This is a genomic window from Pseudomonas sp. GW822-FHT04H02 (assembly GCF_058800645.1).
In genome coordinates this window covers 868,506-893,066 of record NZ_JBXAMM010000001.1, presented here as the reverse complement: position 1 = coordinate 893,066, position 24,561 = coordinate 868,506, and the positions used below count along the sequence as shown (strand labels likewise).

Genomic DNA, 24,561 nt, shown 5'->3' with positions numbered 1-24,561 from the left:
CTGGGATCAGGCCACTGATGGCAACCGACGATTCACTATCGAGCGCGGTCCGGACCTTCTTCCTGGCGGCTTGATGCGCGTTCAGGGCAATGGCGTATCAGCCGCAACACAGGCAACCGCTGATCAGCGGTTGATCGGGGTCGTTTTCAAGAAATGCGACTTTGACCTCCACACCGGGTCGCAGCGGCGTCACTTCACAACGCCAATTGGCAGTACCGGCCAGCCAACAACTGCTCTTGTCGTCGAACCGACCTTCGCGGTCCCAGGGAAACTTGACCTTGACCCTTTCGAAGCGCTGACCACGTGAGTTCGCCTGGTCTTCCAGGGCGATGACCAGCGCCGTCTGGTTGCCTGGCGCCAGAGGCTTCTCATGAGCCAAAGGCGGGCGATAGCAAAGGTCCAACGCAAGCGCGGTGAAACGGTTGCGATAACCCTGGCGCAGTTGATCCTGGTTGTCAGTGTGGCCATTGGCGACGCTCTCATCCGCAACCTGTGGTTGCTTGCCCTCATGAATGACCTGAGTCAGTAGCCAGAGGTCGCTGCCCTGGCCCGAGGTTTCCAGGACATGACCACTGAGCAGCCCGCTCTGCGTACCTTGCCCTTCAACCTGGCGCGATTCCCTGGCACGCAGGCTTGTCGGCGTGCCGTGACCGATCGGTAACAGGGTGGTGAGCCCATCGTGCCCGGGGGTAAAAGCCGTGGTCGGCCCGATCGCGGGGAATACTGCCTGCTGATCGCCAAAAACCAGCACGTGGCCTTGAGCGCTGTGCTGGAAGTGGAAGTGAATTCCCTCTTCCTCGCACAGGCGCTGAATAAAATGCAGATCGGTTTCATCGTACTGGGTGCAGCAGTCACGCTCGGGGTAGCTCGCCCCGAGCTCAAAGCGGTAGGCATCTCCCAGAATCCCATGCTCCTCCAGGACCAGGGCGACGATAGCGGGCACCGAGAACTGCTGATAGATCCTCTTGTTGATACGGTGACGCAAGTAGGACAGGTGCGGCACCAGGGCCAGGTTGTAGTGCGTCAAGCCTTGAGCGTCCGGGCCTCGCGCAATGTGATAGATGCGCCCATGAATGCTATTGCCCCAAGTGTCGAATGCCAGAAAAGCCGGCACATCGAAGAGGCATTGCAGATCCAGATCCGGTCGCTCGCTCACACACTCCACATTGAAGAAATAAGGCTTGCTGATCGCCTCTTCTCCGGTGAACGCGCGCACCTTGAAGTCGTGCGCAAAACCGTCGATTGTCAGGCTGAACCGGGGTGCATTGGCTGGGCTGAACATCCACTGTTCTCTTATTGCATAACCTGTTGAATGGGCACGGTCGTGCAGCGCCTTGCGCAAAAGTTCATCTTGCACAAGACGCGTACATGTCTCCGAGTGTTTGAACAATGCGCTCACACACAATAACGATGTGCATGAAACAGCAAGCGAAGAGTCAACTCAGATCAGATACTGCTCTTCACCTTGGTCCAGACCCGAGTGCGGATTCTTTCCAGTTTCAAAGGCAGCGGCTCAAGTGGAACCAATGTGGCGATGGTTTGCTTGTCTGGATAAATCCAGGGGTTATCGCGCAACTTCTGCTCGACAAACTCGGTGGCATCTTTATTGCCATTAGGATAAAGCGTGTGATTCGAGGTCTTGGCAATCACTTCCGGGCGCAACATATAGTTGATGAAGGCCAGCCCTTCCTTGGGGTGAGGGGCATCTTTCAACAGCACCAGGTTTTCCGACCAGACCAGCGCACCTTCACGAGGAAGGCTGTAGTTGATCCTGCGCCCGGTATTGGCACTTTCATTGGCGGCCTGCGCAGCCAGGGCGCCATTGGCCCAGCCCACAACGACACAGATGTTGCCGCCAGCCAAGTCGGTGTCGATTCTGGAGGAGTCGAAATAAAGGATATAGGGGCGAATCTTCAACAGCAGCGCTTGCGCCTTCTGGTAATCATCCGGGTTCTTGCTGTTGCTGGGCAGCCCGAGGTAATTCAAGGCAATCGAGATGATCTCGCTGGGAGAGTCGAGCATGGCCACACCACAAGACTGCAGCTTGCTGATGTTCTCTTCCTTGAAGATCAGGTCCCAACTATTGACCGGGGCATTGTCACCCAGGGCTGCCTTGACTTTATCCACGTCATAACCAATGCCGGTGGTGCCCCACAAGTAGGGCACGGCGTAGCGATTGCCAGGGTCATTGACCGCCAGTTGCGCCAGGATGGCGGGATCGACATGGGACAGGTTACTCAGTTGACCTGAATCAAGTGGCTGCAGGACTCCGGCCTGGATCAGGCTGGGCAGTACATTGGAGGTCGCCACCACCACGTCATACCCCGTGCGCCCGGCCATGACCTTGCTCTGCATGATATCGGCGCTGTCGAAGGCATCCATGTGGATACGGGTGCCGGTGGCCTGTTCGAACTCCTTTGGAGTCTCTGGTGCGAGCAGCCCGAACCAGTTGTAGAGGTACATGGCAGGCTCTGCGGCACCCGCCGTTGTGCTTATTCCGGCATAGAGAAACGCAGCCGAAAAAATGGTTCGCAAACGTGACTTTCTCATGCAACATCCTTGTCCAGACGACGTGCCCTCATGGCGGTCGTAAACCCGTGCCAGCGAATATACCGGGCATCAGCCAATAGTAAATACCTACGATTACTTAGCTCCGGCCGACCATTCCCTAACCCTAAAGGGGTAGAAAATGCCACTCGATCTTCATAGCCTGGCCTGGCACCGTTCGATTGGAAAACTGATTCTGCAGTTGAATCGCCCAGAGTTCTGGAGCTCACTTATCCGCACACTCAATGAATATGTGCAGATTGATAACTGGGTGGTTTTGATCTTCAGCAATCAACAAGTGCAAGTTGTCAGCCTGCCCGAGGTGGCAGATGCAGAAGAAGTGGATGCGTTCATTCACCTCTATGTAAAAGGCCTGTATTTGCTGGACCCCTTCTATATCGCCAACCGGGAAAACCCGCAGAGCGGCTTCTTTCATCTACTGGATATAGCGCCGGAGTACTTTGTTGAAACCGAGTACTACCACAAGTACTTTGCACAATATATTTGCGTAGATGAAGTGCAATACAACATCCAGCTCGATGCTGACAGAACACTGTGCATTTCCATTGGCAGCAACGCCCATTTCAGCCAGGAACACATCACCATGCTGGACATCATCAAGCCGTGGGTCACGGCACTCATGCATCAACGCATGTGCTTCGAAGTCGATGTGGAAAAAAGCCTCAGCGAACCGCCGCAATGGCCGGAGACGATCACCCAGTTTGGTACCCAGATAACCACGCGGGAAAGTGATGTGCTCAGGCTGCTGCTCAGTGGCTTTTCCAACAAGGAAATCGCAGGAAAGCTCTCCCTCTCCACAGAGACGATCAAAGTGCACCGCCGCAACATCTACGCCAAGTTGAACATCAAGTCCCAGTCCGAACTCTTTGCACGCTTCTTCATGCCCAGGCAGGATGTGCTCTCTTTAAGCTAGGCCCCGGGCCTGGAATGAACTCACGGGCCTGGCACGAACAGCGAGAGCACCAGCAGGCTCACGTACGTTCGACCGAGCGTTGCTCATTCGCCTGAACACCCACATGGAGCCGGTAGCCATTCGATGGATATCCAATTTCGCGGTAACGCAATGCCTGGCAACCCCGCCGCTGGCACCTGCGATGAATACAGCCTGAGCGCCATTTCCAGCCTGGATGAGCTGATCGACGCCTACCGCAAGATCGCGGGCGACCACCCGGGTTTCCAGCCCCTTCTCTCGCTGGATGATCTGCCACAGGCCCGCTACACCTCCGGGCATGCCCGCAACAACCTGGGGCTGGACGATGCCTCGGAGCAGGAGATCGCCCTGCTACCTGCAGAGTGCTTCGAACAGGGTGAATACCTGGGCTACCCCACCACCAAGGCCGAGTTCGCGATCTGCTTGCGCAACTTCACTGACCTGGTGGCAGGCAGCTCGTTCGAAGACGCTTGCGCCCACGGCCTGACCCTTGATGAGCCAGCCCTGCACGAATGGGTGGACTATCAGCAAAACCCTGTATCACTGCTCGACCAGCCCCTCTCGGCACTCCTGGTGCCCGTCGAGCAGTCCTATCAGGCGCTCGCCGCTTTTCCCAACGGCTACTTCAGTTGCGACCTGGGCCCCGCGCAGAACTTTGCGGTGGCCCGCCATTTCGCCCAGGCCCATGGCTATGAGTTGATCGGGGTGGGCGCGTCCTACCTCGGCTTCCTGCGTGCAGAGCCTGCCGACCTTTGCGTCGCCAGCGCGGTGGCGAGCGATTTTTGTGCGCTCTACAACACCCCTGAGAAGGACCGGCAAGCCGTGGTTTCAACGGTTGTCGAGGCTGTTCGCGGTCGCACTCACCTGTGGCTGCGCTACGTGGAATGACGCTCGGAGAAAGGGAACTGCAACAGCAGCCAATTGATGGTGGCTGGGGCGGGTCATGAATCAACTAGAAAAGCCGATCGGTTAAACCTGCTTCAACTTTTCGACAAAAAGAGTGATTTGGGCCGGGGGGCATATTTTTAGTTAGGTTTCAGGCCCGTTCAGTTGCCAGATGTCTTGAATCAGGCTGACGCCTTTGCGCAAGCCGGGAAGAAGGAGGCAAAACGATCTTGAACTCCTTCCGTTCAATTTGAATGCTCCAACAAAACATCATGAGTTGAGGGCCCCTTTAGATTTCACTGAGTACCTACCCCTAAGACCAGCGCGTGATCATCGAGCAGCCATCATCGCCCCTGCCAGGGCAGGGGCGGAGAAAGCCAAAGAAATCCTAAGCACCTATGCAAATCGTATTCATCGTGTATAGTTTACGTATGAATTCGTAATCTTTTGGTGGCGTCCGTGAGCGAGCAGAAAGTAAAAAAATCCGTCAGCGTCAGGCTGGACCAAGATGTTCTCAACGAATATCAAAGGCTGGTCGAGGGCGCTGAGCTGTCGATCAGCGATGACATGCGTTTACTCGTCCAAAACACCATCGACAAAGCCGAGATTCTCGGTATCGAAGGTAAGAATGTGGTGGCTTGCACGTTTAACTGGAAAAAACCGCCGAACGCGTTCCCCGAGCTTGTGGGACATCTTCTGGTGACCATTACCCCTCCCGAAAATCTGCCGGAACAAGTTCTGCAGAGACTGGTTTTTGTCATTCCCGAGTTTTGGACTCCGCGAAACGACCACAGAGAATCATACGAGCACTTCAGGATCGACTCGGCCTACTTCAATCGAGTGACCGATGAAAAACACATAAAAACTAGCACCAGAACGACACGCAACGTCATGAGTTTCCACCTGCTCAAAAACAAGTGGTTTGTCAGCATTTTCGATTATGGAACCCAGTATTCAAAGGAGGAGATGCAGGCCGAGATCGAGGAGAAAATTACTCAGCACATCATAAGTACTATCAAGTGCTACCTAATCGGCCACCTGCCCGACTCACGGATTATTTCCGAAGAGAGGCACAAAAAAATGATAAGTCTGTATGAGGACAGCGATATAGATAAGATGAACAAACTCTTCTGAATTAACAAAAGGTGGGCTTGAGAAAGCGTACAGGAAAGGGGGTGCAACCCCTCCCTGTACTAAAGGCTCAAGCACAGAACGGTAATTTCGCGGCATCTGTCTGCCGGAACACTCTGAACTGAGTCCTCACGAAATCAGAATACAGAGTGCGTGGGCAGCCGACAATGTCCACCGCGTTCTCTCTCTTTAAAAGGGGATAGAAAATGTCTTGTACTGATGAAAAGACTGTCTCTGTTCGCGCATACGATCGTACCCGCAATGGTCAGCGTGAACATATAAGACGCCACCTCCGTAGCGCTCCGAAACGCTAACGGAAACCGTGCTCATCCCAATGAGCACGGTTCTTCATTCGATACAGACATATCAAAGAAAGGGAGATGCAGTACCACATTCAGACATCCCCATTCGACATTCTGTTGCGAAAACCAATGAGCTGCACTCAAGCAACGCTAACTCGCTGCCCCTCCCCGCACAAAAACCACCCCACAACCCGGTAAAAACCCGGATAATGCCCCCCATTTTTTTGCCTCGTCACGCCGGTGCCCCCCATGGAAATCAAGGTCAACTTTCTCGACAACCTTCGACTTGAAGCCAAGTTCGACGACTTCACGGTGGTGGCCGACCAACCTATCCGCTACAAGGGCGATGGTTCGGCGCCGGGGCCGTTCGATTATTTCCTGGCTTCTTCGGCGCTGTGCGCGGCGTACTTCGTCAAGCTGTACTGCCAGACCCGCAATATCCCCACCGACAATATCCGCCTGTCGCAGAACAACATTGTCGATCCGGAAAACCGCTACAACCAGATCTTCAAGATCCAGGTCGAGCTGCCGGCGGACATCAGCGACAAGGACCGCCAGGGCATCCTGCGTTCCATCGACCGTTGCACGGTGAAGAAGGTGGTGCAGACCGGCCCCGAATTCATCATCGAGGAAGTGGAAAACCTCGACGCCGATGCCCAGGCGCTGTTGATGCCGCAATCGGGCTCCAGCGAAGGCACCTACATTGCCGGCAAGGACCTGCCCCTGGAGCAGACCATCGCCAACATGTCCGGGATCCTCGCGGGCCTGGGGATGAAGATCGAAATCGCTTCGTGGCGCAATATCGTGCCCAACGTCTGGTCGCTGCATATCCGTGATGCGCAGTCGCCGATGTGCTTCACCAACGGCAAGGGCGCCACCAAGGAAAGCGCCCTGGCCTCGGCCCTGGGCGAGTTCATCGAGCGCCTGAACTGCAACTTCTTCTACAACGATCAGTTCTGGGGCGAAGAGATCGCCAACGCCGAGTTCGTGCATTACCCGGACGAGCGCTGGTTCCAGCCGGGGCGCAAGGATGAGCTGCCCAAGGAGATCCTCGACGAGCACTGCCTGGCCATCTACAACCCGGATGGCGAGCTGCGCGGCTCGCATCTGTACGACACCAACTCGGGCAATATCGAGCGCGGTATCTGCTGCCTGCCCTATGTGCGCCAGTCCGACGGCGAGGTGGTGTATTTCCCCTCCAACCTGATCGAGAACCTGTACCTGAGCAACGGCATGAGCGCCGGCAACACCCTGGCCGAAGCCCAGGTGCAGTGCCTGTCGGAGATCTTCGAGCGGGCGGTCAAGCGCCAGATTCTCGAAGGCGAGATGGCCCTGCCGGATGTACCTCAGGAAGTGCTGGCCAAGTACCCGAGCATTCTGGCCGGCATCCAGGGCCTGGAAGAACAAGGCTTTCCGGTGCTGGTCAAGGATGCGTCCCTGGGCGGTGAGTTCCCGGTGATGTGCGTGACCCTGATGAACCCGCGCACCGGCGGCGTGTTCGCCTCGTTCGGTGCCCACCCGAGCTTGGAGGTGGCGCTGGAGCGCAGCCTCACCGAACTGCTCCAGGGCCGCAGTTTCGAAGGCTTGAACGACCTGCCGCAGCCGACCTTCGAAAGCCAGGCGCTGATGGAGCCGAACAACTTCGTCGAGCACTTCATCGACTCCAGCGGCGTGGTGTCGTGGCGTTTCTTCAGCGCCAAGGCGGATTTCGAATTCGTCGAGTGGGACTTCACCAGCCAGGGCAGCAGCGGTGAAAGAGCGGCGGCCAACGCCGAGGAGGCCGCGACCCTGTTCGGCATCCTCGAGGGCCTGGGCAAGGAAGTCTACATGGCGGTGTACGAACACCTGGGGGCCACGGCCTGCCGCATCCTGGTGCCGGACTACTCGGAAATCTACCCGGTGGACGACCTGATCTGGGACAACACCAACAAGGCGCTGTTCTTCCGTGAAGACATCCTCAACCTGCACAGCCTGGACGAAGACGGCCTGCGCTCGCTGGTGGAGCGCCTGGAAGAAAGCGAACTGGACGACTACACCGACATCACCACCCTGATCGGCATCGAGTTCGACGACAACACCGCCTGGGGCCAGTTGACCATCCTGGAGCTGAAGCTGCTGATCCACGTGGCCCTGGGGCAGTTCGACCCGGCCAAGGAGCTGGTGGAGATGTTCCTGCAATACAACGACAACACCGTCGAGCGCGGGCTGTTCTACCAGGCCCTGAACGCGGTGCTGGAAGTGGAGCTGGACGACGAGCTGGAACTGGGCGACTACGAGGCCAACTTGCGGCGCATGTTCGGCAACGAACGGATGGACGCGGTGATCGGCTCGGTGCAAGGCAGCGTGCGCTTCTACGGCCTGACCCCGACCAACCTGCAGCTCGAAGGCCTGGACCGCCACCTGCGGCTGATCGACAGCTACAAGAAGCTGCACGCAGCGCGAGCCAAGTGGAGCGCAGCAAACCGCTGATCAACAGCCCCTTGTAGGAGCGAGCTTGCTCGCGAAGCACTCAAGCACGCCGCGCTCCCCCAGTGAACGCGGCGTTTTCGTTAACGACCATCGCGAGCAAGCTCGCTCCTACAATTGGCCAACCAGTATCCGGGCAAGCTGCTGGCGCAATGGGCCGTGCTCGGCCTCGACATAGGGCGGCGCGGTCTTCCAGTCGTAGAACCACACCGGCATCCGGCGCTTGCCTTCCGGCTCCGAGGCGTAGCGGGGAAAGATATGGCAATGCAACTCAGGCTCCGAGTTGCCGAGGATTTCATAGTTGATGCGCAGCGCTCCGGTGGCCTCGAGCAGCGCATCGCCGATGCGGGCCATGTCCAGCAGGTAGGTGGCCCGGGCCTGGGCATCCAGGTCGTTCAAGCTGGCCACCACCGGGTCTGGCAACAACAGGCAATAGCCCTCAAGAAACTGCACATCGCCCATCACCGCCCAGCCCGAAGCCATGCGGCAAATCACCTTGTCGTTGGCACCCTGTCGGGCCAGTTCTACACGTTGCGAAATCAGCGACATTCATAATCCTTGATGAGGGGGTTCGTCGTTTCGAAGCCATAGTGCCAGAGGCTTGTATCCAGCCGTCGAAAAACCTAGGCCACGCCGGCTGGCCAGGGCTTGCTGTCGTCCCGCTCGGGCGGGCCGTACAGCTCCTGCTCCCAGTCCTCGAACGCCGGCCGTGCCTGGTAGCCCGGATCGCAATACTGGCGGATGTACTGCGCCGCCCGGTGCTCGGCGTACTTGGCATTCACCGGTACGCCCTGCTCGTCCAGCTCCAGCACATTGGCAAAAATGGCATAGGCCATCTCCAGCATGCTCGGCTCGTCCCCGAGGCAACTGCGGTAGTCGACGCCTTCCAGCAACGGATAGCCCAAGGTGCCGTTGGCGACCCAGAAACTGAAGGTTCTCAGTGCCCCGGAAAACTCCGGACTTAGCTTCTTCGGGTAAGACATGCTGATCACTTTCCTTGATAGCGGACCGGGGCGGATTCTCGGGCAGCCACACCGGCAAGGCAAGGCTTCGTGCAACTTGCATCCGTCGGTTTCCATGGGCACGGCAAACCCGTCACAATGTGCCCCCTCTCTCTACCCCTGTGCTGTGCGCCTTGTGCAACGCACTTGCCCCGCAAGGATCGCCCGATGAATTTCCTGGAAAAACTGCTCAGCGTCTTCAAAAAGCCGGCGCCACAAAAGGCCGAGCCCACCCTGCCCGCCGGCGAGCCGGCCGCCGCAGAGGAGCCCTACGCCCAGTACCAGCCAACCCAAGCAGAGCTGGCCGGCATTGCCCTGATGGAGGCCGGTGCCGCCTGCCTCGATCGCCACTGGCAAGCGGTCGGCCACTGTGAGCAAGACGTCCTGGGCTTCGCCATCAGCCCCAGTTTCATGGGCGGCTCGCACTGGCCCTCCACGCGCCAGGCCTATCGCATCGTGCGTCGCAACAACGGCATCATTCTCGCCACCGAGGGCCTGTCCGACCCGTTCGATGGGGTCACAGGCGATGATCTGGGCAATGGTTTCGAGATGGAACTGTTCGTCGAAACCCCGGACATCCCACCCCATGCCCAGGGCGCGGTGGGTGATGTCTATCCGTTCGCCGATAGCTGGGCTTTCGAACTGCTGCGCTGCGTGGCCAACACCACGGCCGATGCCGGTGGCCTCACTGCACGCCTGCAGCGCTACGGGGTGCTGTCCCTGGAACTGCCCGGCGTCAGCCAGTCCCGCGCCATGAGCGAGCAACTGCCAGCGCATTTCATCAGCGCCGACGACTGCGCCGGGGTACTGGTGGGCGGCCCGGCCCCGGACTTCCCGACACGCCTGGAAGACATGCCGCTGTCCCCCGTGACCCTGGTGCCGGTGGTGCTGATCACCGCCGCGGAGCTGGAGTACGTGCGCAGCGGCGGGGCCCAGGCCCGGGAAGACCTGGCCGTGCGCTTGAGCGCCGCCGGCCATGGTCATATCAGCCATTTGCAGCGCGCCAGCCTGATCTGAACCAAGGAGCCTAGCCGTCCATGTCAGAAGCCGATGCCTACTTTCCTTTCTACCTGTTCGCTGCCCGGTTCCCGGACCAGGCAGAGGCCGAACGGTTTGCCTTCGAACAGTGGGAGCCCGAACCCGGGGCCGACGCCAGCGACGCCGAGTTCAGCGCCTGGGAAGCACGCAACCCCAGCTGGGGCCTCAAACAGGAGCTGGGGTACTACATGGACTCCGATTTCGTCGAGCTGATCGGCAGTGAAGACGGCCCGCAATACCTGGAATCGCTGATCCGCAGCGACGCCGAAAAACACCAGCTGCGCACGCGCACCGACTCCGGCTACAGCCATTTCATCATCGTTGGCTGCGAGTCGATTTACGGTGACCACAAATCGATCTCCGGCGGCGCCAATCAACGCCTGCCCGCAAGCACGGCAACCCTGGACTACCTTGGCGAGTTCAACGTGGAGCCCGCAGGCCCTGGCGCAGCTGGCCTGAAGCAATAATCCATCAAGCCGATTCCTCTGCCCCGCACTAGATGCTAAAAAGGCCCCCAGCGTTCCCATGCCACCCTTGTCGTGCCAGCCGTACCACGAGAATCACCATGCACAGCCAATACCCGAAAACCCGCGCCCCGTTGCGCCCTCTGCACCTCATCACCCACCAGCCAACGGCGGTAGCAGCATGATCGAAGTCACCGAAGTCTCCATTGCCCACCTGCGCGCTGCCCTGGAATCCGGGCAGACCACCTCGGTGGAACTGGTCCAGGCCTATCTGGCGCGGATCGAGGCCTATGACGGCCCGAACACCGCCACCGCCCTCAACGCCGTGGTGGTGCGCAACCCCGAGGCGCTGAACGAGGCGCGGGCCGCCGATGAGCGCCGCGCCAAGGGCCAGACCCTGGGCCCGCTGGACGGCATTCCCTACACCGCCAAGGACAGCTACCTGGTCAAGGGCCTGACGGCTGCTTCCGGCAGCCCGGCCTTCGCCGAGCTGGTGGCCTACCGCGACGCCTTCACCATCGAGCGCCTGCGGGCTGCCGGGGCCATCTGCCTGGGCAAGACCAACATGCCGCCCATGGCCAACGGCGGCATGCAGCGTGGCGTGTATGGCCGCGCCGAAAGCCCCTATAACGCCGCTTACCTGACCGCGCCCTTCGCCTCGGGCTCGTCCAATGGCGCCGGCACCGCCACCGCCGCCAGCTTCGCCGCCTTCGGCCTGGCCGAGGAAACCTGGTCCAGCGGCCGTGGCCCGGCCTCCAACAACGGGCTGTGCGCCTATACCCCGTCGCGCGGGGTGATCTCGGTGCGCGGCAACTGGCCGCTGACCCCGACCATGGACGTGGTGGTGCCTTTTGCCCGGACCATGGCCGACCTCCTGGAAGTGCTGGACGTGGTGGTGGCCGAAGACCCGGACACCCGCGGCGACCTGTGGCGCCTGCAGCCCTGGGTGCCGATCCCCAGCGTCGCTTCGGTGCGCCCGGCCTCCTACCCGCAACTGGCGGCCGGCGCCGCGGCGCTCAAGGGCAAGCGCCTTGGCGTGCCGCGCATGTACATCAATGCCGACCCTGAGGCCGGCACCAGCGAGAAACCGGGCATCGGCGGCCCCACCGGCCAGCGCATCCATACCCGGCTCTCGGTGATCAGCCTCTGGGAACAGGCGCGCCAGGCCCTGGAGGCCGCCGGCGCGCAAGTACTGGAAGTGGACTTCCCCCTGGTGTCCAACTGCGAGGGCGACCGCCCCGGCGCGCCGACCGTGTACAACCGCGGCCTGGTCAGCAAGGAGTTCCTCCACGACGAGCTGTGGGAGCTCTCGGGCTGGGCCTTCGACGACTTCCTGCGGGCCAACGACGACCCCAAGCTCAACCGCCTGGCGAATGTCGACGGGCCGCAGATCTTCCCCCACGACCCCGGCACCCTGCCCAACCGCGAAGACGACCTGGCCGCCGGCATGGACGAATACGTGAACATGGCCAAGCGCGGGCTCAAGACCTGGGACCAGATCGCCACCTTGGCCGACGGCCTGCGCGGCCTGGAGCAGACCCGGCGCATCGACCTGGAAGACTGGATGGACCGCCTGGGGCTGGACGCCGTGCTGTTCCCCACCGTGGCCGACGTTGGCCCGGCCGATGCCGATATCAATCCCGAGTCGGCAGACATCGCCTGGAGCAACGGCGTGTGGGTGGCCAACGGCAACCTCGCCATCCGCCACCTGGGGGTGCCCACCGTTACCGTGCCCATGGGGGTGATGGCGGACATCGGCATGCCGGTGGGGCTGACCTTCGCCGGGCGCGCCTATGACGACTCGAGCCTGCTGCGCCTGGCTTCGGCCTTCGAGGCCACCGGCAGCAAGCGCCTGATTCCACCGCGCACGCCGGCCTTGCATAGCGGCCAGTGACAAACCGGGACCGGGGCCGCAACGGCCCCGATTCACGCCGCGGGTAATCCACTTGCCATTTGACTTGCCTGCACCAGGCTCAGACAACCACCTGACTCTCAACGGCCACCTGGAGCCTATGGAACAGCTCTTCCAGCGCTGCATCGGCCAGCCGATTCAAGCCTGATCCGGGCGTTTCAAGCGCCCCTCATGCAGGCTCCGGCCCAGGGTCTGCAAACCCTGGACTTAACCTCACTCCCTCACTGCTCATCCTCTGGCCGCAATGGCGAGTGCTGCCAATCGAAGTGGGTGAGCAACTGCCGGCACAGGTCGTCCAGCTGCGGGTGGTAGTGGTGGGTATGGGGCACGGGCAACTGCGGCTCGCCATGGCCGAAGCCCAGTGCGCGCAGGGCCGTGGCGTAGTCTTCCAGCGGCCCGTAGCCATAGATCAGGTTGTGCCGGTCCCAGACCACGGTGGCCTGTTGCTCGGGCGAGTGGACCCACAGGTCGAAACGGCTGTCGCCACAGAGCAGTGGCTTGAAGTCGTAGATGAAATCCTGAACGTCCTCACGCGACAGCTGCGGGCTCCAGTAGCGTCCGGCTTGCGATTCGTCCCGGGGCGTGTGCAGCACGAACAGCAGCACCAGCGGTTCGGCCAGGCAGCCCAGCAGGCTGAGCAGGACCTGCGGGTCCGAGCCTGGAACGCCCGCCACCACGCGCTGCCCCTCGCCAACGGGGGCCACCACGAATACCGGCGGATAACTGTGCTCGACCCACTGGTTGTCTATCATGTGCCCAAGTCTGTACATAGCCAGCCTGATCCTCCTGATCAATTCCTAGGTTTAGCCAAAACGGCCGCGCATTATGCCGTACCCTGCAGGGCCGCTCACGGCCTGATTGACCCAACAGCGCGCGGCAACACAGCCCATCAAGGACATCCCCTCCGTGCTTCATGCCCTGATCCACAACGGCCAACCACTGGCCCCACAGCAACCCCAGCCACTGGTGCCCTGGTGGAGCTTCACCAAGACCGTGCTTTGCGCAGCGGCCCTGACCCTGGTGCGCGACGGCCTGCTGGGGCTGGATGAGCCGCTGCCCCAGGGCCCCTTCACCCTGCGCCAGTTGCTGCGGCATCAGGCCGGGCTGGCGGACTACAGCGAGCTGAGCGACTACCACGACGCGGTTTTGCGCAACGAGGATGCATGGCCCGGCGCACAGATGCTGCAGCGCCTGGACGCCAGCCGCCTGCGCTACGCCCCCGGCAGCCAGTGGCGCTACTCCAATGTGGGCTACCTGTTCGTGGCGCAGCTGATCCAGCAGGCGACGGACCTGCCCCTGCACCTTGCCCTGCAACAACGGGTACTGGCGCCCCTGGGCTTGTCTCGCACGCGCCTCGCTGTGACCCGCGAAGACCTGCGGGATGTGGACCTGGGCCAGTTGGGCGACTACCACCCCGGCTGGGTCTACCACGGCCTGCTGGTGGGGCCCCTGGCGGAGGCGGTGCTGCTGCTGGATCGGCTGTTGAGCAGCGCGCTATTGCCCCCGGCACTGCTGGCAGGCATGCAGCAGGCCCAGGTTCTGGGCGGGCCGATGGCCGGCCGGCCCTGGGTCGCTCCCGGCTATGCCATGGGCCTGATGGTGGGCACTGTCGAGTCTGGCCTGACGCTCTACGGCCACACCGGCAGCGGCCCCGGCAGCACGCTGGCGGTCTATCGCGCCAACGTCGCCGGCACCAGCGCCTGCTGCGCGGTCTTCAGTCCGGGGAGCGACCAGGGCCAGGTCGAAACCCGGGCCCTGGCGCATCTGCGCCACGCACTGGCGAACTAGCCACAGGGCACGGCCACAGTCACAGGACAGCTCGCATGCTGGCATGACTGACCGGGCGCCACGGGCCCTGCCGTTTCGCACAGCGGCTGACGTACAATCCCCAGCCTTCAGGGACAGCCATCACCAGGACGACAATGACCACACACCGCATTACCCTTGCCAACGGCTGGACTGCCGAATATACCGAGCAGGGCGAGTTCCGCATGGGCGCCGTCGGCTGGAACCTGCAGTTGCGCGGCCCCGAGCAACAGGCCATCCGCTACTTCGAAAGCCAGATCGTGCTGGTCAACGATGAGGATGGGGTACAGGCACGAAAAGCCATCAGCCTCTCCGAGGATGGGGTCTACGGCTACCTGGGCAGCGACATGAGCCATGGCTGGGTGATCGACTTCTCCCGCTGCATGATCGCGCCCCATCGGGTGACGATTTCCCACTACCACTACGCCTATGACGAATACATCTCGCTGCTGGAACAGCCGGCGTACAAGCGGGTGCGGGAGTACATCAGTGTCACCGGTCGGACTTACTACCTGACCTTCCCCCTGACCCGGGACGAGGATTTCCCCAAGGTCTGGGAGGAGTACCTGGTGATACGCCGGCGGCAGCTGGACGAGCTGTATTTTCGCAACTGAGCCAGGGCCGGGTGGCACAGTGATGCGCATGGGCCATTAGCACACTCGGGCTAATAGTGCCGGAGGCAGCACGGGCCTATAGTCCGCAGCAGCCCCCCCTTCAGGACGGCGCCTACAAGAACGTGCGGATTCATAACAAGGAGTTTTCCCATGTCGCTCAAGAAAATCGTCTATGCCTCGGCCATCGCCCTGGCCCTCACCGCCTCCAACGCCCACGCCTTTGCCAGCGACTGCGGCGACTCGCTGTGGAAGTTCAGCGCCATCGAAGCGCTGACCTGCGTGTTCTCGGGCCAGTGGTAAATCACTGCCGCCCGGGCTGACACCGCCCGGCATGAACCAGGTGCCCGCTGCTGCGGGCACTTTCATTGGCGGGTGTCGGCTCGCTCGCGGCCCTGCTTTCAGCGCAGGCTCCAGGACACCCCCAGGTACACCCCCAGCCCCTCCCCCGGCGTTGAACGCGCCGCGTCCAGCCCCTTGTCGTCATAGCCCGGGGTCACGGTGGCGGCGTAGCGCTTGTCGGTCAGGTTGCGCACATCGACCCAGGTCTGCCAGTCGTTCTTCGGCGCGTTGTAGCCCAGGGTGGCGCCGAACAGCGCATAGGGATCGGCGTAGTAGCTGTTGGCGTAATCCACCGCCACCTTGGACACCAGCTGGGTATTGACCGCGGCGAAGAAGCCCAGGGGCCAGTCGTAGCGCAGCTCGCCCTGGTAGTAGTGCATGGGCAGGCCCGGCAGGCGGTTGTCGGCGAAACGCTGATCGTCGCGGTAGTGGAAATCACTGAAGGTATAGGCCTGGCGCAGGCTCAGGCGGCCGACGCCCGGGCGCGACCACAGCTCGCTCTGCAGGCTGGCTTCCACACCCTGGTGCACGGTGGGGCTGGCGTTGAGTTCGTAAGGCGTGGTGGCGTTGGCGTCCGGCAGCACCGAAAGCAGTTCGTGGCGCACCTGGGCGTAGTACCAGGCCAGGCTCCACTGGCCCAGGCTGCTGTCGCCGCGCCCGCCCAGTTCCAGGGTGGTAGCGGTCTGATTGCGCAGCTTGACCGGGTCGCGCTGGGCACCGGTGGCGACGCCGCTGCCGGCCGGAAAACGCTGATTGGCGCTGTAGATCAGCGACCAGGGGTGTGGCGCTTCCACCGAGCGGCTGAGGTTGGCGAACAGTTGCAGATCCGGGTTCAGTTGGTAGCGCAGGCCCAGGCGCGGCGCGTAGTCCCAGTCGCCAAGGCTGGTCTTGCCGCCGCCCTCGGGGTAGGTCACCGCGCTTTCGCGGCGGGTGTAGATGGCCGCCAGCCCGGTGGTCAGCCACAGGTCGTCGGCGATCTCCAGGTCATTGCCAACGTGCAGGACGGTGTCCGAGCCCTGGTAAGTGAAGTTGCGGATCCGCGTGCCCGGCGCGTAGGTCGCGGTATTGCCGGTGGGAATGCGCACGAACTCGCTGGCACCGTCATTGGGCAGGTGCTTGGTCACCCGCAGGCCCAGGGTGCTGCGGCTTTCCAGGCCCCAGAGGCTGTCGCGGCGCTTGTAGTCCAGGGTGCCGCTGACGTCGCTGTAGGCCACCTTCAGACGGTTGGGGCCTTCGCGCAGGTCCATGGGGTAGTCGTGGTACACCAGCCCGGCCTGGATACTCGAATCGTCGTCCAGGTAATAGGTGGTCTTGTTGCCGACAAAGGTACTGCCCGGCTGCTTGCGCCGGTCGTCGCGGCTGACGTAGGCCGGGTTGGCCGCCCGCGGGTCGTGTTCGATGGAGCGCTTGGTCACGCGCCCGGCCAGATCGTTGTCGGTCTCGCGGTAGCGCAGGTAGAAGCGGGTTTCCAGGTTCGGGTTGAAGCGGTAGCCGAAGTTGCCGATCAGCCCCTTGCTCTGGCTGCGGGTGTGATCCTGGTAGCCGTCGGCATTGGAGTCGGTCAATGACACGTAATAGTCGAAATCCCCCAGCACTTGCCCGGAACTGACCTGACGCTGCTGATAACCGTGGCTGCCAGTGGCGTAGCGCACCTGCAACAGCGGTGCGTCATAGCCGGTGTGGCTGACGTAGTCGATGGCCCCGCCCAGGGCCAGGGCGCCACGGTCGAACCCGTTGGCGCCGCGCAGCACCTCTACGTGGTCGACCCACAGGGGCTCCAGCAACTCATAGGGGGTGCCGCCAGGGCCGGTCAGGGGCAGACCGTCGAGCATGGTGTACAGCCCCGAGGCATGGGCACCCGGCGCGCGGTTGATGCCCGAGCCGCGGATCGAGATCTTCACCCCTTCGTTGCCCGCCGATTGGGCATAGACCCCGGGCTGGTAGGCCAGCACATCCTGGTTGCTGGCCACCCGGCCCTGCAGCGGGCGGCGCATGTCCACCACATTGGTGCCGCCGGGCACCTGGGCCAGCCGCGCCGCGGCTTCCTGCTCCGGCTGCCCCTCACCGCCCTGTTCCTGCCCCAGGACCTGCGCCGGAGCCAGCTCCACGGCACGGGTTTCGGCAAATGCCGGGCAGGCCAGGGCCAGGCCCAACAGGGCCGTGGGCAAGGATTTTGGCGAAGACATCGAGAAAACTCCGACAGGCAGAAAGAGGGCAATGCAAGGTGCGACGTAGGAAAGAACGAAGAGAACACAGGGGAATTTGGCTTTTTTCGCCAGGAAAGCGGATGTCGGCAGTCAGGCTTTCACTGGCGAAGAATGGCGCCCCGGGGACTAGCGGCCCTTGCTGGCCGCCAGGAAGTGCGCCACCAGGGCATTGGCGTGGCCATGGCCCATGCCGTGTTCGGTCTTGAGCCAGGCCACCAGCTCCATATGCTTTTTGCCGTCGACCGTTGCCAGCAGCTCCAGCCAGTGCCCGATGGGCTGGCCGTAGTGCTTTTCAATGGAGGGGAAGTACGACGCCGGCCCTTTGCTCTGTTCACTCATGGCTGATTCTCCGTCTTCTGGCTGCCCTTGATGTTGTCGATCAGGTCCACCACGTAGTTCTGGTTGAACCCCGCGACAAAGGACCAGAACAATAGCTTGGCGTAGGCGGCATAGCCACCGGCGTGCTGGCAGAAGATCACATAGAAGCTGTTCTCGCTGTAGCGACAGGTTTCATCGGCGACGATCTTTGGAAACAGCTCCCCTTGCACCACCCCGGAAATGAACAGGATATACAGCAGCCCCGCGAGGATGCCGCCGATGAATGACGGCAGTACCAGGCTGAACCAGGAACTGCACAGCCCAATGATTTCCTCCTCGCTGAGGCTGGAAAGCTGGCGGTGAAAACCGACATAGCCGCCGATGTTGCCGGCAATGAACACCACCGAGGGAATGGTGTAGCCATCGGCCATGGCCACCGACACCAGGGATGCCGCCAATAGCAGTACAAAGATGAGGAACAGTCGCTTCCACAGGATGTTCAGCGCTTCCTGGCGGTTCATGCTCGTCTCGCAGGCGTGGGGGGTCGAAGGGGCCCTGCCCCTTGATCACGATAGATCAGCCCTGGCGCCTGGAAGAACTTTTTACCCCGCAGAGGTTCGCCCCCCTGCCGGCCGCTGGCCGGCGCTTTCGCTAAGCCGGGTAACCGGTGATCTCGCGAATGCTCTGGTACAGCGGCTTGAGCTGGCGGTACATGCGCAGGTAGACCTCGCTGTACAGCCGCTGGTACATCTGCTGCGCCTGGGGCTGGGGCTCGAACACTGCGCCAACCCGGGTCATGGCACTGATGGCCGTGGCGAAGTCCGGGTACAGCCCCAGGCCCACTGCGCAGGCGATCACCGCACCCAGCCCCGAGGCTTCATAGACATGGGGCCGCTCCACCGGCAGGCCGAAGATGTCCGCCGTCAGTTGCATGGCCGCGTCGCTCTGGGAGCCGCCGCCGGCCACCCGCAGGCGGCTGATCTTCAGCCTGGAGCGCTTTTCGATGCGCTCCATGCCCTGGCGCAGGGCATAGGCCAGGCCTTCGAGAATGGCCCGGTAGATGTGCGCCCGGGTGTGCACGTCGCCAAAGCCGATCATCGCCCCCTTGGCTTCCATGCCCGGCTCGCGGATGCCCGGCGACCAGTAGGGTTGCAGGGTCAGGCCCATGGACCCGGGCGGCACCGCCTGGACCAGGGCGTCGAACAGCTGCTCCGGCTCCAGCCCCTGCTCCGCCGCCTGCTGCACTTCGCGCAGGCCGAACTGCTGCTTGAACCAGCTGACCATCCAGTAGCCGCGAAAGATCATCACCTCGCAGTTGTAGTGGTCCGGCACCGCCGCCGGGTACGGCGGGATCAGCGGCACCACTTCCAGGTAGCGCGAACGGGTGGTGGTGATGGTGGCCGTGGTGCCGTAGGACAGGCAGGCGGTGGTCGAGTCCTGGACGCCCGAGCCCAGCACTTCGCAGGCCTTGTCGGCACCCGCGGCAATCAGCGGCAGGCCTTCGGGTATGCCGGTATGGCGGCTGGCCTCGGCGGTGATCCGGCCCAGGGTTTCCCCGGGCTTGAGCAGGGTCGGCAACTGCTCCTGGCGCACCGCCAGGGCCTGCCACTTCCAGTCACTGGGGGCGGCCCAGCGCAGGCGTTTGTAGTCGAACGGCAGGTAGGCCACGCAACAGCCCACCGAGTCGACGAAATTGCCGGTCAGGCGATGGGTGAGAAAGCCCGAGAGCAACAGGAACTTCTCGGTGGCGGCCCACACTTCGGGCTGCTCCTGAGCCACCCAGTTGGCCTCGGCCTGGGCGCGAAAATAATCCACCGTGGCCTCGGCGCCGATCAACTTGAACAACCAGCCCCAGGGCCCCTTGATCTTGCCTTCGACCTCGGCCTGGCGCTGGTCGAGCCAGAGGATCGCCGGGCGCAGCGCGCGGCCCTGGGCATCGACGTTGATCAGGGTGCCGCGCTGGGTGGTCAGGGACACGCCGCGGATCTGCGAACGGTCGATGCCGGTCTGCTGCCAGAGCAGTTGGCAGGCTTCGCCGAGCTTGGCCCAGTAGTAGTCGGGGTGCTGTTCGGCCCAGCCGGGCCGGCTGGAAAAATAGGCTTCAAGCTCCACCTTGCCCTTGCCCAGCAGGTTGCCTTTGAGATCGAACAGCAGCGCACGAACGCTCTGGGTGCCGTTGTCGATGGCCAGCAGGTAGTCCTGCTTATTGTTGTTGTGGTTATCCATGGGGCTCTCTTGGTTGAGCATCGTTAGGCGAGTGGCGGCAGGCTGTGATGGCGTTGCCACAGGGCCCGGTAGCGCTGTTCCTCGGCCTGCCAGCGCTCGTCGTCCCAGCCCAGCTGTGGCTGGCACAGGCGGCGGATGGCCGGCAGGTACTGGGCGGCGCCCTCGGCCAGCAGCAAGCCGATGCGGGTGCGGCGCAGCAGCAGGTCGTCCAGGTGCAGGACCATTTCCGCCTCGGCGGCAAACGCCAGCTCGGCCCACAGGGTGTCGCTGGCGCCGACGCAATCGCCGCCCAGGGTCGCCACCCACTGCGCCAGCCGCGGCAGATGGCGGCCGTGGCGGCCAGCCAGGCGCCGCACCTGGGCGCCGCTCAGGCCGGGGATCTCCAGGGGCGCCACAGGCGTGAAGACCGGGGCGCCGTCGTCCACCACTTCACGCCCGAGCATCGCTCCGCAGGCCTGCAGCACTTCGATGGCCTGGGGCCGGAAGGTGGTGAGCTTGCCGCCGGCCAGGGTCACGCAGCCGGGTTCCTGCCACAGCACATGCTCGCGGGTTTCATTGGAAGGCTTGCCCTGCTGGCCGTCGCTGCTGGCCACCACCGGGCGCACCCCGGCCCAGGTCGACAGCACGTCGCCGGCAGTGATCAGGGCCTGGGGAAACTGCTGGGCGCAGGCGGCCAGCAGGTACTCAAGCTCTTCCTGGCTGATGCTGGCGCTCTGGTCCAGGTCATCGCGGTGATCCAGGTCGGTGGTGCCGACCACGGTGGCGCCCTCCCAGGGGAAGACGAACACCGGCCGGCCATCCTCGGCATGCATGAAGCTGAAGGCCTGGGCCACCGGCAAGCGCCAGCCCGGCAGCAGCAGATGGCTGCCGCGCAAGGGCCGCAGCTGGCGCACGCGGTCCGCCGGGCGCAGGCGCTCGGCCCAGGCGCCGGTAGCGACCGCCAGGGCCGCGCAGCGCACCTGTTGCGGCTGCCCGCCTTCACTGTCCTCGATCTGCACCCCGCAGACCCGCCCGTTCTCGCGCAAAAGGCGGGTGACCCGAACGCCGTTGAACACTTGGGCGCCATCGGCCCGGGCCTCGGCCAGCACCCGCATCACCAGCCGCGCATCGTCGGTCAGGGCGTCGAGAAAACTGGTCCCCCCCAACAGCCCCGGCTCCTTGACCCCGGGGGCCAGGAAAGCCAGCTGCCGGGCATCGTGGAAGCGATGATTGCGCCGCCCGGCCAGGGCGTCATACACACTCAGCAGGCCGCCGAACACCCTGGGCCCGGGAAACTTGCCGCGGTAATGGGGCATCAGGAAGCTCATGGGCTCCACCAGCCCCGGGGCCTCCTGCAACAGGCGCTGGCGCTCGCGCACCGAATCCCGGGTCAGGCGCCACTGGCCCTTGGCGATATAGCGCAAGCCGCCATGGACCATCTTCGAGGAGCGGCTGGAGGTGCCCCAGGCAAAGTCTCGCTGTTCCAGCAGCAGGCAGCGCCAGCCGCGCCGCGCCGCTTCGCGCAGGATGCCGGCGCCGCTGATGCCGCCGCCGATCACGATCAGGTCCCAGGCTTGCGCCGCCAGCCCGGACAACGCCTCTTGGCGCCACTGGGCATTCCAGTCCTGGCTCATGGTTCACGGGGCTCCAAAAGGGTGCCGGGGTTGAGGCGCCCGGCCGGGTCGAAGTGGCGGCTCAGGGCCTGCAGCGCATCGATGGCCAGCGGGCCCTTCTCCCGCAGCAGGTACGGCGCATGGTCCTTGCCCACGCCGTGCTGGTGGCTGATGGTGCCGCGGTGGTTGACGATGGTCTGGCTGGCAGCGTGCTTGAGCGCCTGCCAACGGGCCAGGGTCGCCGGGTACTGGGCATCCGGGCGGAACACGTAGGTGGTGTAGATGCTCGACCCTTCGCCATAGACATGGGACAGGTGGGTGAACACATGCACCTGCTCGCCCTCAGCGGCCAGGCCGTCACGCAGGCTCTGCTCGATGCGTTGCAGCAGGCGGTCGACATTGCTCCAGTCAGTGGCGGTCTCCAGGGTGTCCACCAGGTAGCCGGCATTCCACAGGCTTTCGCGCAGGTAGGGAAAGCGAAAGCGGTTCTGCGCCCATTTCTTGCCCAGCAGGGTGCCGGTGAACACCCCGCCGAAAGCCTTCAGGTGCTGGCGCGCCTGGCGCAGGGACAGGGCATTCTGCCGGCGGTTGCCGGTCACGCCGAAGGTCAACAGGCACTTGCCCGCCCCGGCGCCGCGCAAGGCCAGGTACTTTTCCAGCCAGGCGATCTGCGTCGGGTGGCCGGCCAGGGCCAGCTGGGTTTCGGTCTCCAGGGCATTGGACAGGCGCAGTATCGACAGCGGCACCCGGGCCTGGGCCAGGGCGCGCACCGCCTGCAGGGCCTGCTGCCAGTCGGGCAGGAACACCCCGTAGAAACGTTCGTCATCGGGCAGGCGGCTGACCCGCACCTTGACCTCGGAAATGATCCCGAAGCGCCCTTCGCTGCCCAGCACCACCTCGCGCAGGTCCGGCCCGGCGGCGGACGCCGGAAAGGTGGCGATGGGCATCGGCCCGGCAAAGGTTTCCAGGGTGCCGCCGGCGAACAGCTGCTCGATGCGCCCGTAGCGCAACGACTGCTGGCCGCTGGAGCGGCTGGCGACCCAGCCGCCCAGGGTCGACAGTTCCCAGGACTGGGGAAAGTGCCCCAGGGTGTAGCCCCGGGCCCGCAGCTGGCTTTCCACCTGAGGGCCGCTGGCCCCGGGACCGAAGGTCGCCAGCAGACTGTCTTCGTCCAGGTCCAGCAGGCGGCTCATGCGCGCCAGGGACACCGTCAGCACCGGCCGCTCGGACCAGCCGGGGTTGATGTGCCCGGCCACCGAAGTGCCCCCGCCGTAGGGAATCAGGCACAGGTCGCGGTCCTCGGCCAGGGCCAGCAACTGGCGGATCTGTTCGGCGGTTTCCGGGAACGCCACGGCGTCCGGGTAGGCCCCCAGCTCGCCCTCGCGCAGCGCCAGCCAGTCCGCCAGGCTCTGGCCGCGGGCGTGCAGCAGCCGGTCCTCGGCACTGATGCTGTACAAGTCATGGGCTTGCAGGCGCGATGCCGGCACCCGGGCCAGGGCCTGCTCCAGGGTCGCCTCCGGCAACCTGCGTCCCGGCCCCAGGCGCTCGGCGAGAAACCCCGCGCCCTGGGCCGGCAATTCGACCACCGTGGATGCATCCCCCCAACCGTTCCAGCGTCGCATGCGTGTGTGTCCTTCTGCTGTTCTTATAGGTCTTGCCCAAGGCTCCCTATACTAGTGCGCGGCAGCGGGCTGTCACGGTCACATTGAGCCAGCGGATGTAGCCGATTGAGTCAGACAGAGGTGACATCCGGCGCCAGTTACCGAAGAATCCTCCCCCTCCCCATCACAGGCTCGCGTCCATGCCGGCAACCCTGAGAACCTGCACCCCCCTGTTCTGGTCCACCGACCTGGGCATCGACTACGGCGCGCCGACCTTGCAGCTGCGCGACCTGCTGCCAGTGGTGGGCGAGCAGAGCTCAGCCTTCTTCCAACGCCAGGACGGCATCGTGCTCGGTGAAACCCTGCAACTGATCTGGTGCCCGCCGCTGGCGGACCTCAATGGCTGGAACGAGCAACCCTCGGAAATCGCCCTGAGCCACCTGCTGCACGTGCGGATCACCGGCCCGGCCGCCGAGCCGCCCGCGCCACGGCATGCCAACCACCACGGCAGGCTCAGGTACCGCTTCCAGGTGCTGTCCTGCCAGCCGCTACCGGAGGCCCTGCGCGCCCAACCGCTCGTACCGAACGCCTGGCACCTGCCGCTGATCAGTGGCGAACAGGGCAGTTGCCTGACCTGGGATGACATTCACGAGTGCGAGCGCGCCGAGGTCCAGGGGCTGATCTACCTGTGCGCCTACGGCCGTTACGAAAGCTATATGGAAATGTTCATCGAAGCAGTGGGCGAGCAGCTGTTCGGGCTGCTTTCGGTGCACCTGGGCCCGGGGGGCGACGACTATCAATTTGGCCGGCGCGCCCTTGAAGGGGCGGAGTTGCGGGCCATCCGCCGCGCACTGGACATGGCCCGGCCGCTGAAGGAATCACAGCCCGGCTACCTGGTCCCTTGAACCCCGGGACGGATAAAAGTGCCCTGAAAAAGACTAAGCAGCTGTTTTCAAACTCATTTTTTTACCAGGGGGCTTCCCAGCCCGCCGATAAGTTGATAAATTTGCGCCCGTTCTTGCAGCGGCCCTCCCCGGGCCGGCAGTTCAGGCAAGTAACGTCGCAACAGCTACAGGGGCGTCGCCAAGCGGTAAGGCAGCAGGTTTTGATCCTGCCATGCGTTGGTTCGAATCCAGCCGCCCCTGCCATTTTTTCTCATC

At 63.2% G+C, this 24,561-nt stretch carries 22 protein-coding genes and 1 tRNA gene; 12 read left to right on the top strand and 11 right to left on the bottom strand.

The window, feature by feature from the left end; all coding sequences use genetic code 11:
* Nucleotides 1-97: 97 nt before the first annotated feature.
* Complete coding sequence (locus AC1RMG_RS04225) at nucleotides 98-1,282, bottom strand: contractile injection system protein, VgrG/Pvc8 family (protein WP_493168764.1); 1,185 nt, start codon at nucleotides 1,280-1,282, stop codon at nucleotides 98-100.
* 164 nt (nucleotides 1,283-1,446) lie between these two features.
* Nucleotides 1,447-2,550, bottom strand: a complete 1,104-nt coding sequence (locus AC1RMG_RS04220) for an extracellular solute-binding protein (protein WP_015635473.1) — start codon at nucleotides 2,548-2,550, stop codon at nucleotides 1,447-1,449.
* A gap of 139 nt (nucleotides 2,551-2,689) precedes the next feature.
* Between AC1RMG_RS04220 and AC1RMG_RS04215 the strand changes: the two genes are divergently transcribed.
* The 4 genes from AC1RMG_RS04215 to AC1RMG_RS04200 all read left to right on the top strand — a co-directional run bounded on the left by AC1RMG_RS04215 (nucleotide 2,690) and on the right by AC1RMG_RS04200 (nucleotide 8,286).
* Nucleotides 2,690-3,481, top strand: a complete 792-nt coding sequence (locus tag AC1RMG_RS04215; RefSeq protein ID WP_011061102.1) for a response regulator transcription factor — start codon at nucleotides 2,690-2,692, stop codon at nucleotides 3,479-3,481.
* 123 nt (nucleotides 3,482-3,604) lie between these two features.
* Nucleotides 3,605-4,387: a hypothetical protein gene (locus AC1RMG_RS04210; protein ID WP_493168448.1), complete on the top strand. Its 783-nt coding sequence runs from the start codon at nucleotides 3,605-3,607 to the stop codon at nucleotides 4,385-4,387.
* 456 nt (nucleotides 4,388-4,843) lie between these two features.
* Complete coding sequence (locus AC1RMG_RS04205; RefSeq protein WP_493168446.1) at nucleotides 4,844-5,518, top strand: hypothetical protein; 675 nt, start codon at nucleotides 4,844-4,846, stop codon at nucleotides 5,516-5,518.
* Nucleotides 5,519-6,066: 548 nt separating this feature from the next.
* On the top strand, nucleotides 6,067-8,286 hold the full coding sequence (locus AC1RMG_RS04200) for an OsmC domain/YcaO domain-containing protein (RefSeq protein ID WP_015635456.1): 2,220 nt from the start codon (nucleotides 6,067-6,069) through the stop codon (nucleotides 8,284-8,286).
* 108 nt (nucleotides 8,287-8,394) lie between these two features.
* Here the strand turns inward: AC1RMG_RS04200 and AC1RMG_RS04195 are convergent, their stop codons facing one another.
* Both AC1RMG_RS04195 and AC1RMG_RS04190 read right to left on the bottom strand, forming a co-directional pair.
* Nucleotides 8,395-8,832, bottom strand: a complete 438-nt coding sequence (locus AC1RMG_RS04195; protein WP_493168444.1) for an HIT family protein — start codon at nucleotides 8,830-8,832, stop codon at nucleotides 8,395-8,397.
* 74 nt (nucleotides 8,833-8,906) lie between these two features.
* Complete coding sequence (locus tag AC1RMG_RS04190) at nucleotides 8,907-9,266, bottom strand: DUF7677 family protein (protein ID WP_065363932.1); 360 nt, start codon at nucleotides 9,264-9,266, stop codon at nucleotides 8,907-8,909.
* 186 nt (nucleotides 9,267-9,452) lie between these two features.
* Between AC1RMG_RS04190 and AC1RMG_RS04185 the strand changes: the two genes are divergently transcribed.
* From AC1RMG_RS04185 to AC1RMG_RS04175, 3 genes are all read left to right on the top strand, one after another.
* Complete coding sequence (locus AC1RMG_RS04185) at nucleotides 9,453-10,301, top strand: suppressor of fused domain protein (protein WP_493168442.1); 849 nt, start codon at nucleotides 9,453-9,455, stop codon at nucleotides 10,299-10,301.
* Nucleotides 10,302-10,321: 20 nt separating this feature from the next.
* A complete protein-coding gene (locus tag AC1RMG_RS04180; RefSeq protein WP_493168440.1) occupies nucleotides 10,322-10,789 on the top strand; it encodes a hypothetical protein in 468 nt (155 codons plus the stop codon).
* 178 nt (nucleotides 10,790-10,967) lie between these two features.
* Complete coding sequence (locus AC1RMG_RS04175) at nucleotides 10,968-12,680, top strand: amidase (protein ID WP_493168438.1); 1,713 nt, start codon at nucleotides 10,968-10,970, stop codon at nucleotides 12,678-12,680.
* A gap of 239 nt (nucleotides 12,681-12,919) precedes the next feature.
* On the opposite strand, the gene AC1RMG_RS04170 is transcribed toward AC1RMG_RS04175, so the two are convergent.
* Nucleotides 12,920-13,450: a hypothetical protein gene (locus AC1RMG_RS04170; protein WP_047336651.1), complete on the bottom strand. Its 531-nt coding sequence runs from the start codon at nucleotides 13,448-13,450 to the stop codon at nucleotides 12,920-12,922.
* 136 nt (nucleotides 13,451-13,586) lie between these two features.
* Here AC1RMG_RS04170 and AC1RMG_RS04165 point away from each other — a divergent pair, with 136 nt between their 5' ends.
* The 3 genes from AC1RMG_RS04165 to AC1RMG_RS04155 all read left to right on the top strand — a co-directional run bounded on the left by AC1RMG_RS04165 (nucleotide 13,587) and on the right by AC1RMG_RS04155 (nucleotide 15,418).
* The gene (locus AC1RMG_RS04165; protein WP_493168762.1) at nucleotides 13,587-14,486 is read left to right on the top strand and encodes a serine hydrolase domain-containing protein; all 900 of its coding nucleotides are present in this window, start codon (nucleotides 13,587-13,589) and stop codon (nucleotides 14,484-14,486) included.
* A gap of 134 nt (nucleotides 14,487-14,620) precedes the next feature.
* Nucleotides 14,621-15,118: a hypothetical protein gene (locus tag AC1RMG_RS04160; protein ID WP_493168435.1), complete on the top strand. Its 498-nt coding sequence runs from the start codon at nucleotides 14,621-14,623 to the stop codon at nucleotides 15,116-15,118.
* A gap of 150 nt (nucleotides 15,119-15,268) precedes the next feature.
* Nucleotides 15,269-15,418 carry a hypothetical protein gene (locus AC1RMG_RS04155; protein ID WP_015635448.1) on the top strand — a complete coding sequence of 50 codons (150 nt, stop codon included), beginning with the start codon at nucleotides 15,269-15,271 and terminating at the stop codon, nucleotides 15,416-15,418.
* Nucleotides 15,419-15,516: 98 nt separating this feature from the next.
* Here the strand turns inward: AC1RMG_RS04155 and AC1RMG_RS04150 are convergent, their stop codons facing one another.
* The 6 genes from AC1RMG_RS04150 to AC1RMG_RS04125 all read right to left on the bottom strand — a co-directional run bounded on the left by AC1RMG_RS04150 (nucleotide 15,517) and on the right by AC1RMG_RS04125 (nucleotide 23,422).
* Nucleotides 15,517-17,643, bottom strand: coding sequence for a TonB-dependent receptor family protein (locus AC1RMG_RS04150; RefSeq protein WP_492575943.1), 2,127 nt, complete (start codon nucleotides 17,641-17,643; stop codon nucleotides 15,517-15,519).
* A gap of 147 nt (nucleotides 17,644-17,790) precedes the next feature.
* Nucleotides 17,791-18,003, bottom strand: coding sequence for a DUF4287 domain-containing protein (locus AC1RMG_RS04145; protein ID WP_011061063.1), 213 nt, complete (start codon nucleotides 18,001-18,003; stop codon nucleotides 17,791-17,793).
* On the bottom strand, nucleotides 18,000-18,503 hold the full coding sequence (locus tag AC1RMG_RS04140; protein WP_011061062.1) for a hypothetical protein: 504 nt from the start codon (nucleotides 18,501-18,503) through the stop codon (nucleotides 18,000-18,002). Before AC1RMG_RS04140 ends, AC1RMG_RS04145 begins: the two co-directional genes overlap by 4 nt.
* A 130-nt stretch (nucleotides 18,504-18,633) precedes the next feature.
* On the bottom strand, nucleotides 18,634-20,208 hold the full coding sequence (locus AC1RMG_RS04135) for an FGGY-family carbohydrate kinase (protein WP_145712171.1): 1,575 nt from the start codon (nucleotides 20,206-20,208) through the stop codon (nucleotides 18,634-18,636).
* A gap of 23 nt (nucleotides 20,209-20,231) precedes the next feature.
* Nucleotides 20,232-21,821 (bottom strand): glycerol-3-phosphate dehydrogenase/oxidase, encoded by a 1,590-nt coding sequence (locus AC1RMG_RS04130; protein WP_401154519.1) that lies wholly within the window; start codon nucleotides 21,819-21,821, stop codon nucleotides 20,232-20,234.
* On the bottom strand, nucleotides 21,818-23,422 hold the full coding sequence (locus AC1RMG_RS04125) for an FAD-binding oxidoreductase (RefSeq protein ID WP_493168432.1): 1,605 nt from the start codon (nucleotides 23,420-23,422) through the stop codon (nucleotides 21,818-21,820). The genes AC1RMG_RS04130 and AC1RMG_RS04125 overlap by 4 nt, the downstream gene beginning before the upstream one ends.
* A gap of 179 nt (nucleotides 23,423-23,601) precedes the next feature.
* On the opposite strand from AC1RMG_RS04125, the gene AC1RMG_RS04120 reads away from it, so the two are divergent.
* Both AC1RMG_RS04120 and AC1RMG_RS04115 read left to right on the top strand, forming a co-directional pair.
* Complete coding sequence (locus AC1RMG_RS04120) at nucleotides 23,602-24,306, top strand: hypothetical protein (protein WP_493168430.1); 705 nt, start codon at nucleotides 23,602-23,604, stop codon at nucleotides 24,304-24,306.
* Nucleotides 24,307-24,474: 168 nt separating this feature from the next.
* Nucleotides 24,475-24,549: transfer RNA gene (locus AC1RMG_RS04115), tRNA-Gln, on the top strand.
* Nucleotides 24,550-24,561 lie beyond the last annotated feature (12 nt).